A 13,294-nucleotide genomic window follows, 5' to 3' on the forward strand; every position below is an offset into this window, starting at 1 on the left:
CCTTTTTGTTAACGCTTATTTTTAAGTTCAGAAAGGTATGATTTGTTTCTTAAGCCAGAGCGGCGTACAAAAGCCTCTACAGTCACATTTACTTCTAACTTAGGGAATGTTACATCATTCCAATTGGTTTTCAGCTTATTCCATTCTTTCGGATCAGAACGATGAAACGCTTCGCCAAACCCAAGAATATCCGTTTTATTCTCCTGGGCACGATGAATCGCATCATTTACATCTTTCTTGATTGTTTTTGCTACTTCTATTTCAATTTTCCTCAGCACATGCGGATCATTTAGATTGACTGGCACACTTACCTCTCCGATATCTCCTTCAGCATGGATATGAATGGATATTTGGGGTTGGCCTTTTTTTGTATGTGCAGAAACTTTTGTTTTTTGACGCATTACTGTATATTCTATTGCTGGTTTTTCTCTTTCCCAGCTAATATTCACAATTGTTGATTTGATCCTATTTAAAACCCATGCTGTCCCTCTGGCCGTTTTCCCGTGAAGCCAATCGACCAATTTGCCATCCTTAAAAACGGCAATACCATCCGATTCAAGCCTGGCTTGGGGAGTGGAGGATTCTTGAGTATTTGCAACTTTGTTTGCGTTTTTTTTCTTCCCAATCAACGTAATTCCGCTAATTAAAGGTTCTTTTCCAGGGGATACGAGGTAACGAATGACTTCTTGAAGGGTGACGGTCGGCTCTTCACCCAATAAGCTCTCCGCGTTCTTTAAGGTTTTAATCACTTTTACAGCAGAGACTTTATCGAGGGGGGTCAACGTTTTTATAATGTCCTCAGCTTTTGAGCGATGCGCAATCACAATCATTGCCGTTGTCCGAAATTCATAGTCACGTTCAAAGGCATCAAGAATATTGGTAATCCCATCTTTCTTTGCCAAGTCTTCACTAATGACCAATAGATTGGTATGGGCATAATATAGTGTTCGTGAGGATTTGGTTGAAAGCCGTCGAGTTAATTCATAAATATTGTCTCCAGTAGAAGAATAGACAGTAACGGGAGGACCTTGCCCACCTCCACCACCTTGTAATCCACCTGTTACGTAACTTGGATTGATAATTTGGAAGGTCCCCACATATTTTCCATCTTCATTTTTATCAATTCCAAGAGCAGAGACGATTGCAAGATCCGGTAACTCTCTTGCATTCCAGCAGCCCGAAATCAATGAGGTGCTTGTCAAGATCAAGAAAAGAAAAAACCATTTACGTTTCATTGTGGTCCCCTTATCTAGTGTTTTTTTTCTTCATACCACGTTTTTGGGGAGGTGCGGGCTTCTGATCTTCCCCTGCACGAACTGGATTATCAGTGCTACTAATTAATCTTGGTCTTATTTTCTCTGCCCATAGCGGAGTTCGGATAATCGTATCCCCTAGGTTTTTCGGAATGAATGGTGCGAGCGGTGTCATATATGGAACACCGAATGAGCGTAGGCTGACCAGATGAACCAAAAGCATAATGAATCCTAAGATAATTCCGTAAAATCCAAACACCGCGGCAATTATCATAAAGAGAAATCGAATCAAACGGGCAGAAATTGCGACCGTATAGGAAGGCGTAGCAAAATTGGCAATCGCCGTGATGGCTACGACAATAACCGTTGCCGGCGAAACAATGCCAGCTTGTATCGCACCTTGACCGATAACCAGTGCCCCGACGATTGATATCGTCGAGCCGATCACTTTTGGCATTCGGATCCCTGCTTCGCGCAAAATTTCAAATGCTATTTCCATGATGATGGCTTCGACAAATGCAGGGAAAGGCACTGAATCTCGTTGAGCCGCAACAATGATTAACAGCTGTGTCGGAATCATTTCTTGGTGAAAGGTTGTGATGGCAATATAAGCAGCTGGTCCTATCAAGGAAATAAAGAAAGCTAAGACTCGTATAAAGCGCGTGGCTGTTGCGATATCGTAGCGGGAATAATAATCTTCAACGGCTTGAAAAAAACCAATAAATAAAGCAGGGGCCAGGAGCGCATCCGGAGAGCCATTTACAAAAATCGCTACTCGGCCTTCAAGGAGATTTCCTGCGGTGATATCTGGCCTTTCTGTCGTGAAAATGGTCGGAAATGGTGTGATGGTCTGATCCTCAATCAATTGTTCAATATAGCCCGATTCAAGGATGCTATCGATATTAATCCTTTTTAATCGTTTACGTACTTCATCAACTACTTCAGTTTTGGCAATGCCGTTTATATACATAATAGAAACGTCAGTTCGAGTCACTTTGCCGATTTTCATCGTCTCAATCCATAAATCGGGATTATTAATGATTCGACGTACCATCGCTATATTTGTCCCGATTGACTCAGTAAAACTTTCTTTTGAACCACGGACAGATACTTGTGTACTCGGTTCTTGTATGGAACGTCTTTCTCCGCCTTTTGAGCTCGCACTCCATGCCTTATTAGATCCGTCGATGAGAATGATCGTATCACCTGACATCAACGATAAAAATAGCTCATCCCAATTCGTTACCGGATGTACACTTCCAAGCGTAATGAATTCCTTTGTAACTTTATCTAATCCATCTTGCTGATATAGCTTTTCAAGTAAATCGTGATTTGTTTGCAATGGTTCAATTAAAAACTCATTGATGGCCTGAGTATCAACCAAGCCAGCAACATAAACAACGGACGCTTTATGCAAAGAAGTATTACCAGTAATGATTGTTCGGACGATAATATCTGAGCTGTGTCCAGTCTTTTGCTTAATGCTATCAAGATTAGCTGACAGGGAAGATTCAATAGGCTCTGGTACATGATGATTTGCCGAATCTTGGGTATCTTTGCTTTGATCCGTATGTACTTTTTGCTTTTTATATTTAAAAAATGGAGGCATCGCAGAAGACCCCTTTCTTTTTATTTCTTTTATTATTTCTAATAATTTTCTATCTATGCAAAATATACCTTGGTTTTAAAGTCACAATTTTTAAGTTAGACGGTAGCCCCTAAAAGTGCGTGTTCAAAAGGAGGATAAAAAGAGGCGAGAGGTTCGAGGACCGAAGAGACAGAGCGACGAAGAAATTCGACAGCTATTTTTACCAGACTTTTTGAACATCCTCTTAAAACAGGTTTACTTTTTGCAAACAAGTGAACAATATTTAGTGAAAGGAAGTGAATAAAAGTGAAAATTCTTGGTGTGACTTGTTTAATGTTGGCACTTTTATTTAGTTTTTCGCTGTACTTGGATATTCTACAAGGCTTTGATTTCAGAACTTCGTTAAAAAACGCATATAATCCCTTTGTTGTGATGGAAACGCCCGAATTAGTTGTTCTATTTCTTTTCGTTTTTATATTATTTGCTGATACGATAATTGCTTTTGTTCAAAAAAAGAAGGGAAAAACAAATAAGACTAAAACATAATTCTAAAACAAAGGAATTCATATAGAAGAGTCTTTTCTTTTTTAGATAAAGTGGAGTTTCAAAGAAGTATTTTGAATGAAATTGTAGATTTGTATGTAGATGAACCGGTTGATGATGAAAAAAGGTATTGTTGAGAAAGAAAAGTAATTATTCTTTGTTTACTCACCGCTAGAATCGAGCACAAAAATGTCTCCCAATTGCATACCAAAGTACTTGAACACGGGGGAGTTAAATACTCCCAATCAAACAAATCGATTCAAATCTTCCAAACAACATCCAATTGATGAAATTTCCAGTCAAGTTACCTAAAAATTTTTGATCAAAATATTTAGTGCTCGCCAATTATTTTTAGTATAGTAGTAAGAGAGACTTAAAAGAGGTGATGGCCATGTATTTGACGATTAAAGAGACAGCTGAATATTTATCGATGCCTGAATCTTATATTGAAAGTTTGATTTTGCAGAATAAAATTCGAACCGTTCATGACGGTGAGCAATATTTAATATACAAGGATCAGTTTAAGACTCATTTCGAGCAAGTTGAGACATACAAAAAACAGCTTGAAGATATTTTAAGTGAACCGATCCCTGAGGATTTAGATATTAAGGATGAGGATTAAAGACAAGGGGGATCTAGTTTGAGCATTCAAAAAAAGGTGGGTTTGGTACTAGATGTAGAGACAACGGGTTTAAGCCCAAATGAAGATGAAATGATTGAGCTTGCTATGAAGCTATTTTCTTATAATGAGTCGACAGGGGAAGTATTGGAAGTGATTGATGAAGACTCATTTCTTAGGGAGCCCATGTCTACGAGTGCAAGGCGGAACTATGATCATGCCTATGAAGTTCATGGAATCCCGTTCGAGCTGGTCTGTGGGAAAAGCTTTTATGATGTAAAGATTAAGACATACTTTAATCGTGCAGATGCTATTTTCGCCCATAATGCATCGTTTGATCGTAGTTTCTTAGTTCGGATGTATCCAGAAGTTAATGAACTGAAATGGTATTGCACCATGAGAAGTGTCGCTTGGAAGGATTATGGCATGTATAACAGTAAATTATTGACATTATTGCAACATCATGCTATATCGAACGTTCAATCTCATAGAGCTATGGATGACATTACATATTTACTTGAACTTATCAAAAAACAAAATCCATACGGTGACTTATATTTGCAGGAGATACTTAAACGCGGGCCGATGCGAAAATACAAGCCTGCTGCTACACAAGTAAAGCGGAAATCAGCTTTTAAATTATAATCGAATTGTTCTGCATACAGTCCTAAATCCATAAAACGTGTAAAACACATAGAAATGGAAAAACTAGAAAGCACCGTAGAGATAAGGAGATAGATAAGTGAATGAAGTAATGAATTTTTTGAAAAGTAAAGGCTTTACTAGGTTCTTAACATTATTGATATTGATTATTGTGCTTTATAGTATGGGAAGTATGGTTAATCTCGTTTTATTTACGTTCATCTTTACGTTTCTAATGGGCCGGCTTCAAAACCTTTTGTCAACCTACGCAAATAGATACGTGAGAATTAACCCTAAGTTGATCCTAGCTGTATTATACACAGTATTTGCACTTGCGTTAGCATATGTGCTGTATAAATATCTCCCTGTCATAACGATGCAAATTTCTGAATTAGTTAGACAAATTTTCCACTTTTATCAGCACCCGCCCGATAACCAGGTGATTCATTATATAAAAGGTTTTATTAATAGTCCTGAATCGTCTTTTGACATCCCGAAGCAATTTACTGCTGTGTACGGTTATATATCAGGAGTAGGTTCACTTGCCATTCAGGTGCTTATTTCAATCATTTTAAGCTTGTTTATCTTGCTTGAAAAAGATAAAATTATCCGCTTCACTTCCAAATTTAAGTATGGAAAGTTCGGTGAGTTTTTCTTAAACATTGAACATTTTGGGAAAAAATTCACGAATTCGTTTGGAAAAGTCATTGAAGTACAATTTTTGATTGCCACAACAAATTCCGTGCTGTCTGTTCTGTTCTTATGGATTCTCGGTTTTCCGCAGTTACTAGGCCTTGGAATTATGATTTTCTTTCTTGGCTTAATTCCGGTAGCGGGTGTAATTATTTCCTTAATTCCACTTTGTATGATCGCCTATAGCATTGGAGGCCTTACAAAGGTGATCGCGATTCTAGTGATGGTTGCTGTTATTCATTCATTGGAGGCTTATGTGCTCAATCCTAAGTTCATGTCGGTCAAGACAAACCTGCCTACATTTTTCACTTTGGTCGTATTGCTTGTATCCGAGCATTTCCTTGGAACTTGGGGGTTAATCATTGGGATTCCAATCTTTATCTTCGTCATTGATATGCTAGAAATACCAAATGATACTGGAAAACCACTCATAAAGAAAAATAAGGTTAAATGAAAAAAGGATAGTATCAAGTAGATTTCCATCTGCTTGGTTCTATCCTTTTTGAACATCCATTTTTTATCCCGGTTTAATAGACTATATAATACCTTCAGTAGAACGGGACTAATTATCAGTGAGGGTGACCCCCCCACTGATGGAAGTTTCACTTTATGAGATTTAGTCGCGAGTTCTAGGTGAGTATGAGGTTGCCAGAAGTTTTTCTTCTCATATTTTAATCAAAATCTCGGCCAATCTTAGTATGCTTTATGAGTTGGAGCGTGGATTAGGTGTTATTTCATTACTACAGCTCCGACTAGTTTTTCAGGACTTCTCTCAAGAATGAGGAGATAAATTTTCGCGAAACCAATATCTTGCGCGTTCATGAAAATTTGTTTGGTGATTGGGAAGGAGGAATTCTGTTTTAATTTAGCGACTTCTTGCTCATATAAATGAATAACGGAAGGCTTTCGAATTTCGGAGCACAATCCGATGCATTACTTTGATAATATCTTCTAAAAACTAAGCGGAAATTGAACAAAAAGTGCCTAATTCACCCAATTAACCTTACTATTGCAATGAGTAATATAGAAATATGGCCAAAAACCAGACGAAATGGTAATTAATACAAAGTGAGATTGCTAGTCTTTCAGAGCAAGTAGCTACTTTAAAACAGAAGTAAGCAGCGCTGAGGTAAAATTAGCGAGCAATCTTCAGTCTTTGCAGAACGTACAAGCGCATATAATGCATCACTTGACCAAATAATTCATTATGTCGACGCGCTGACTGCTAAAGGAGTTACGAAAGCAGCTAAATTAGGTATCAAAGAAGATGAAATCCTTTTGCCATCTAAAATCATTGGTGTTGCAGATACGTTCGACTCGATGACAGAGGATCGCGCATATCGTACAGCTTTTTCTGCTTAATTTGCAATGGACGAAATTAAACGGTTAACCGGAACTCATTATGAGATCGATGTTGTGGGAGCTTTGGAATCTGTTTTAAAGAAGAAGGAGAAATAGAATAAGGACTACCTCAATCTAAGTGGTGCTCGTACTTATCGGATAAAAACTACCATCGATAGTGAAGGAAATTTTGCCCGTTTCTTCAGATACAACAAGAATAACTGCATCACATTGCTCAGACAAGCCTAATGCTGCACGGTGTCGCGTACCTAATTTCTTTTCTCCGACTTGTTGCTTAGTTAAAGGAAGGATATTGGCAGCAGAGAAAATTTCATTTCCGCGAATGAGGACAGCCCCATCATGTAGCGGATTTCCAGGATAAAAGATTGTAGCTAATAATTGTGGGGTAAGTTCAGCACGAATCAACGTTCCTTTTTGAATGAAGCTATCTACAACGATTGATCGTTCAATTACAAGAAGGGCCCCGTGACGAATCAAGGAAAGTTGTTGAATACATCTTGATATATCTTCATATTTTGCTGTGTATTCTGATAAATAACAATTCATATAAAAGCTAGCTGCTGCTGATTGAACTTGAACAAAACGATTCTTAATCTCCTCAAAGCTCCCCAATAAACAATTACTTTCCTTTTGAAGTACGTTCAATGATTTCTCGAGCTGCTCGATAATTTCCTTAATATCTGCTTCAATCTTCTGTTTCATCGGCGAAAAATCACATGTATTCATTGTTCCTCATTCTCCTTTCCTTCCGTTTTAGCTTGAGCAAATTCTAGATATTTATGTACACGGTTACCTTACAAAATAGTCGCATTCGGTATTTTAGAAAGGGGACTGTTTTTAATAAAATATAGGAAATGAGTTTATCCACAGGGGTGAATATCTGATTATACATAATAGTCAAGCTAATTAACATTGCCCACAAAGTTATCCATAAGTAACAGGAAAAGGAAGTGAGTAATTCTCTTTAACTCACCCTTATTATTTAAATAATCTGAATTTTTATCCACATTATACACAGGGGTGTGGATAACTTATCCTACTTATAAATAGCAGACGTGCACCCTTTTCACTCAGTAGAAATTGGACCGACACACTTCTCAGAGTTTTTATAGACAGGATGGAACATAAGCCACCCTTAGGTAAAACCCTTATTCTCTATGATAACGACCCTTGTTTTTGCCGAATGTCCTATTTGTTTCGTATATTCAACTAATTGAATAATATCAGAATAGCATTGCTTTGCACCTAATACTAATAGGGGGACACCGATAAAGTCTATTTTTAGCCGTCTAGAAAAAAGCCCCCCCATTGTCATAGCAAATGGTACAGTTGGGGAAGTGTTGGACAAAACAATCTTTTCATCTCCTTGAAATGCTTCCTGCAATATTTCACCTAAATTTTTTAAAGCAGGAACAACGAGTTTATCGTTCTTTCGGCCCAGTGTATAGACAGAGTTTTCATCCTCATCTACGCCATGAAAGATGATTCGGCCCATATCATGGTTCGTTAACTTATTGAAATAATCAATATCTAAAATTTCTTCTTTGGTCAGCGTTCGACCAGTAGGTAATTTGTTTAAATGATACGCTGCCGCGATTGCTGTGCTATGTGTTCCGGCATAATCATTGTATATATAAATCATGATTTCACCCTTTTCCCACAAACGATATCTTGTTAGTATCTCCACTTATACATACGCTATCCAAAGAAATTTCCATCTTGAATTAACTGTTTCGTATCCAGTGGAGTATTCAATCTTTATATACATTCACTTACTTTTTTTCTTGTTTGTCTTCCCATGGTTCAAAGGAAAATGGAATGCCAATCATTTTGGCTGTCAGCTCGTCGTAGGATACTAAATCTTTTTTTGACAACTCCTTTAAAGAGCGTTTCCCCATTGCTCTTAATGCAATTTTCATTTCTTCTATACTTGCAGTTAAGAATTTTTCCGCAGCCTTGGCTCCTTCTTCTACATTAAATTGGTCTTTGAATTTTCCTTGATTCCAAACACTTTGTGTAGGTGGTTCAAAGGGAAGGGCATTCAATGTTTGACTATGTGCGACAGCAAATAATATAGTGGATCCTAAATATACAGCATCAGCACCGAGTGCAAGCACTTTTAAAAAATGTCCAGGTACTAAAAGACCTCCTGAGATAATTAAACTAATTTGCCCTTTCATCTTTCTTTTTTCTAAATGATTGGCAGCCCGGACAACCGCATGCAATGTCGGTATTCCGAAGTCGTCTGATAAAATGGGGGGCGCACCGTGTGTGGCTGCTTGTCCGCCATCAATCGCGATATAATCAACACCAATCTCAATTAAATGATCAATATCTTCTTCGATTTTTCCACCTGCTCCCATTTTTACACCAATTGGAACACCACCTGATATGTTCCGAAGTTCCTTAACAAGTTCTTTTATATCTTCTAATGTCTGATCTTCAAAAAAATGTTCAAAAATGACTCCGTCCTCATTTTCTTTAAGCCCCATAATTTCACGAGCACGACCTGTTAAATTTTCGGGAGATATTTTCCCACCCATCCCGAGTAATGCCCCTTGTCCGAGTTTAATTTCAATCATGTCTGCACGCTTAATAAGGTCTTCTTCCTTGGACCACTCTGTTTTGGAAAACTGCAAAATATATTTTCCTGCTGTGTCTAATTCTTCGGGTAAAATACCACCTTCTCCAGAATTAATCGCGGTTCCTACATTTTTAGCTGCTCCTGCTAAAGATAGCCTTACTTGTTCACTTAGTGCGATTCCATAGGCCATCCCGCTGATCATAAGCGGAATTTGTATTTTCATAGGTTTTTTTGCTTTTGGTCCAATAGTAATGTTCATATCAACTTCTTCTTCACCACCAGTAGGAAACGGTGTCGTCTGGGCAGGTATAAAGGTAATCGGATCCAAATGCGGCCATTTTTTTGAAGAACCAAGTGGGCGATGAAGGAGATCGCCAGTTTCTGCACGTAAGCTATTTTCAAGCACATTTTGAATGCCCATATGGCGAAGCCCTGGCATCAACTCCATAATATTTTCTTGATAACTATCGGTTAAAATGATTTTTCCAGTCTGCTTTACGAATCGTTTTATCATCCACCGCCAACCAACGAGCATGAATAAAAATAAAACAAACAAGATGGCTATCATTGCAAAAGTAAAATAAGATAAAAGGTTCAACATATTCACGTCTCCACGATCAACTTTAATTTATCCCGCATTAACGGGCAGTAAGACCCCACTTCAAGACTTAAAGGAATTGAAGAACGTAGGTGGGGGATGAAGAAAAACCTACTGATTGAAGTTTCACTGTATTAATACAATTAATTACTATAATTTCCTAATAAAAGAAAATTATGTGGTCAACAGCTAGATCCATCTTACATAGGGAGAAGTTTTTTTAGAATCCGTTATTTACATATATATGTTTTCTTAAAAGGTCATTGCAAAACGAAAAATATGTCCTCACCAAATTCAGGATTTATTGTATAGAATACCCTAAATGTAGAATTATAGAAGAAGGAGTTAGGGTCACCAGTAAAAAGAGGGGGATCAGCTTGATTCGTAATGTGAGTAAATTAGTAGGGAAAACAAAAGAAAAGAAGCCTCATCTACAAAAGAATCACGAGGATTCTAAGCCACAGGATACCCTTTATAAAAACTTCAACCAAAATGTCGAAACATTTCGTTCCGTTTATAATAATTGTTCAGATGTCGTTTTCCGTCCATTCTTACTTTTCGGAAAAATAAGAGCGATGGTTATTTATATTGAGGGTCTTTCTGACATTGAGAAGATAGAAGAATTTGTCTTTTCTCCACTCATGCAGGAACCAGTCAACGAGCCACAATCAATCAATGAATTTCTTGAACATAAACTGCCCGTTTCCCAAGTAACAAGAATGAATATGTTGGCAGATTGTATAGAATCCATCTCTTCTGGAAATCCGATACTTCTCTATGAAGGGAAGAGTGAGGGATTTTCCTTAGGGTTGGCCAAATGGGAAAAGCGGGGGATTGAAGAACCAATAGCAGAGGGAGGAATTAGGGGATCTCGAGAAGGATTTAATGAATCTTTAGAAATAAATACGTCTCAATTACGACGTATTATTAAAAGTCCTGCTCTTAAAATCCAATCGATGAAAATCGGGAATTATACGAAGACGACTGTTGCGGTTGCGTATATTGATGGCCTTGTAGATCAAGCGCTAATTGAAGAGATAACGAGTCGATTGGAGCGAATCGAGATAGACGGCATTTTAGAAAGTGGGTACATTGAGGAAATGATTGAGGACAATCCGTATTCACCATTCCCTCAGATTATGTCAACAGAACGGCCGGATATCGCTTGTTCTAATTTGCTGGAGGGTAGGGCTGTCATTCTTGTAGAAGGTACTCCTTTTACTTTAATTGCTCCCATATCCTTCTTTTCTTTAATTCAATCACATGAGGATTATTATCAACGCTTTATGGTTGGCACGTTTATCAGATGGTTACGTTTTGCATTTCTTGGAATTTCTCTTTTGCTACCTTCCCTTTATGTTGCTATTTTGACTTTCCATCAGGAAGCGGTACCAACAGCGCTACTGCTTAGCATATCAGCGTCTCGAGAAGCGGTTCCTTTTCCTGCCATAGTAGAGGCGTTGATCATGGAGATTACGTTTGAGGCACTGAGGGAGGCAGGGGTTCGATTGCCGAAGCAAATAGGCTCCGCTGTCAGTATTGTTGGAGCGCTTGTGATTGGCCAAGCGTCCGTTCAAGCAGGATTGGTTTCAGCACCAATGGTCATTGTCGTGGCGATTACGGGAATTGCTTCTTTCATGATGCCTCGTTATATTGCTGGAATTGCGATCAGGATGCTGCGTTTTCCGATCATCCTACTTGCAGGTACATTAGGATTGCTCGGCATTATGATGGGAATTATCGCTATAGTCATTCACTTATGCAGTTTACGTTCTTTCGGCATCCCCTATTTATCGCCACTAGCACCTTTAAAAGGCGGTGAGTTGAAAGATGTGCTATGGCGAGCTCCTTGGTGGATGATGGATACACGACCACGCCTCACTGGAGAATCTAACTTATACCGTCAGTCCCCAGAACAGGCACCAAATCCAAAAAGGGGAGGTGGAACGGAATAAAAGATTGAAGACGGGATAAAAAATTGGAGAAAGGAAAGGGGCGTCTCTTTATGAAGAACATCTTTCTTTTGGTCTTAGTAAGCGGAGTAACCTTATTAGTAAGCGGTTGCTGGGATCGAGTGGAAGTTAATGATTTGGCCATTGTTACAGCAGCAGCAATCGATAAAAAAGATGACAATCAAATCGAACTATCCCTCCAAATATTTATCCCTAAAGCATTAAGTAGCGGAGGTGGTCAAGGAGGGGGAACGGGGGGAGGAGGAGCTGTTACGTTGGTGACATCCCATAAAGGTTCTAATATTTCAGATGCATTATCCAAGCTTCAAAGCGAGTTCCCACGCAGAGTTTTTTGGGGACATTGTAAAGTGTTTATATTCGGCGAAAGGTTAGCGAAGGCAGGAATCCAAGAACAGATGGATTTTTTGCTCCGTCATCCGCAGCCAAGAGAGAGAGCGTATGTGTATGTCAGTGAAGGAAAAGCAAAGCCTATCCTCGAATTATTTGCTCCTTTAGAGCGCTATTCCGCGGAAAGACTTCGGGAAATTTCTGATTTACATCTCGGAATGCAGGTAACATTGCAGGATTTAGATGAAAAGTTAATCGGTATTGCTCAAGCAGCCGCACTTCCAAGAGTTGATATTCTACCCCCAGAGAAGGGGCAAGAGAAATCACAAGGGAAGCCTTACATTGTTGGGACGGCAGTGTTTAAAAAAGATAAAATGATTGGAAAGCTGACGGAAAATGAAACAAGAGGAATATTGTGGATAAGAAATGAAATAGAGGCATCCACAGTTACCTTTAAACTAGGTGCTGAAAAAGGGAAGATATCAATAAATCCCATTGAGGCTACTATAAAGTTGGTTCCTGTAATTCAAAATAAGAAATGGATAATGGTCGTAAAGATTGATACAGAAGGATCTATCATCCAGAATGGAACGAATTTGAACCTTTCAAGTACAAAATTAATAAGGGCTGTAGAAAAAGCATTTGCAAAAGAAATAGAAAAGCGTATTAAACTAGCTTTTCAACAAACACAGCAAGTGTTGAAGGCTGATATTGTAGGTTTCGGTGAAGAGTTCTTTCGTAAATACCCTAAACAATGGAAAGAAAACGAAGGTCGCTGGGATAAGATATACCCTGAGATAGAATTAGAAATCGAAATAAAGGCTCATGTTCGTAGACAGGGCTATATAAACAAACCAGGTGGAATGCCTGAAAAAGAGGTGAAAGAACAATGAGATGGGGGGCTTTTGTAAGTACAACGATCATCGTGGTACTGATCATTTTGTATGAATGGCCGAAAATGAAACAAACCCCTAATAAAGACAAAGTGGCTTTTTTTACACTTCTCCTCATCGGTTGGGTGCTATCCATGTTCGATCTTCCCCATATGGGAGGACCGACTTCATGGATTGTCACGCTTTTCAAGCCGTTTGGCAAGTTTATGGAAAAGTAAT

The 13,294-nt window shown here is 38.5% G+C and carries 12 protein-coding genes; 7 read left to right on the top strand and 5 right to left on the bottom strand.

The window, feature by feature from the left end; translation table 11 throughout:
• Positions 1–8: 8 nt before the first annotated feature.
• Entirely contained in the window at positions 9–1,235 is a 1,227-nt protein-coding gene (locus AC625_RS04345) for a Ger(x)C family spore germination protein (protein WP_049680165.1), read from the bottom strand.
• Positions 1,236–1,245: 10 nt separating this feature from the next.
• A complete protein-coding gene (locus tag AC625_RS04350) occupies positions 1,246–2,862 on the bottom strand; it encodes a spore germination protein (RefSeq protein WP_049680166.1) in 1,617 nt (538 codons plus the stop codon).
• A 300-nt stretch (positions 2,863–3,162) separates the two neighbouring features.
• Here AC625_RS04350 and AC625_RS28730 point away from each other — a divergent pair, with 300 nt between their 5' ends.
• The 4 genes from AC625_RS28730 (at position 3,163) to AC625_RS04370 (ending at position 5,792) form a co-directional block, all read left to right on the top strand.
• Complete coding sequence (locus AC625_RS28730) at positions 3,163–3,387, top strand: YczF family membrane protein (RefSeq protein WP_483824133.1); 225 nt, start codon at positions 3,163–3,165, stop codon at positions 3,385–3,387.
• A gap of 388 nt (positions 3,388–3,775) precedes the next feature.
• On the top strand, positions 3,776–4,006 hold the full coding sequence (locus AC625_RS04360) for an excisionase family DNA-binding protein (protein WP_049680168.1): 231 nt from the start codon (positions 3,776–3,778) through the stop codon (positions 4,004–4,006).
• Between the two features lie 18 nt (positions 4,007–4,024).
• Positions 4,025–4,648: an exonuclease domain-containing protein gene (locus tag AC625_RS04365; protein WP_049680169.1), complete on the top strand. Its 624-nt coding sequence runs from the start codon at positions 4,025–4,027 to the stop codon at positions 4,646–4,648.
• A gap of 109 nt (positions 4,649–4,757) precedes the next feature.
• The gene (locus tag AC625_RS04370) at positions 4,758–5,792 is read left to right on the top strand and encodes an AI-2E family transporter (RefSeq protein WP_082191237.1); all 1,035 of its coding nucleotides are present in this window, start codon (positions 4,758–4,760) and stop codon (positions 5,790–5,792) included.
• 1,022 nt (positions 5,793–6,814) lie between these two features.
• Here the strand turns inward: AC625_RS04370 and cdaS are convergent.
• The 3 genes from cdaS to AC625_RS04385 all read right to left on the bottom strand — a co-directional run bounded on the left by cdaS (position 6,815) and on the right by AC625_RS04385 (position 9,885).
• Entirely contained in the window at positions 6,815–7,426 is a 612-nt protein-coding gene (gene cdaS / locus AC625_RS04375; RefSeq protein WP_049680171.1) for a sporulation-specific diadenylate cyclase CdaS, read from the bottom strand.
• A gap of 409 nt (positions 7,427–7,835) precedes the next feature.
• Positions 7,836–8,342 (bottom strand): DUF3189 family protein, encoded by a 507-nt coding sequence (locus tag AC625_RS04380; RefSeq protein ID WP_049680172.1) that lies wholly within the window; start codon positions 8,340–8,342, stop codon positions 7,836–7,838.
• Between the two features lie 130 nt (positions 8,343–8,472).
• Positions 8,473–9,885 (bottom strand): FMN-binding glutamate synthase family protein, encoded by a 1,413-nt coding sequence (locus AC625_RS04385; protein WP_049680173.1) that lies wholly within the window; start codon positions 9,883–9,885, stop codon positions 8,473–8,475.
• Between the two features lie 374 nt (positions 9,886–10,259).
• On the opposite strand from AC625_RS04385, the gene AC625_RS04390 reads away from it, so the two are divergent.
• From AC625_RS04390 to AC625_RS04400, 3 genes are read left to right on the top strand one after another with little or no spacing between them, the layout of a single operon-like run.
• Positions 10,260–11,837: a spore germination protein gene (locus AC625_RS04390; protein WP_049680174.1), complete on the top strand. Its 1,578-nt coding sequence runs from the start codon at positions 10,260–10,262 to the stop codon at positions 11,835–11,837.
• A gap of 50 nt (positions 11,838–11,887) precedes the next feature.
• Positions 11,888–13,075 (top strand): Ger(x)C family spore germination protein, encoded by a 1,188-nt coding sequence (locus AC625_RS04395; protein WP_049680175.1) that lies wholly within the window; start codon positions 11,888–11,890, stop codon positions 13,073–13,075.
• Complete coding sequence (locus tag AC625_RS04400) at positions 13,072–13,293, top strand: hypothetical protein (protein ID WP_049680176.1); 222 nt, start codon at positions 13,072–13,074, stop codon at positions 13,291–13,293. Before AC625_RS04395 ends, AC625_RS04400 begins: the two co-directional genes overlap by 4 nt.
• Position 13,294 lies beyond the last annotated feature (1 nt).

Origin of the sequence: Peribacillus loiseleuriae (genome assembly GCF_001183985.1) — a bacterium.
Lineage (GTDB): Bacteria > Bacillota > Bacilli > Bacillales > DSM-1321 > Peribacillus > Peribacillus loiseleuriae.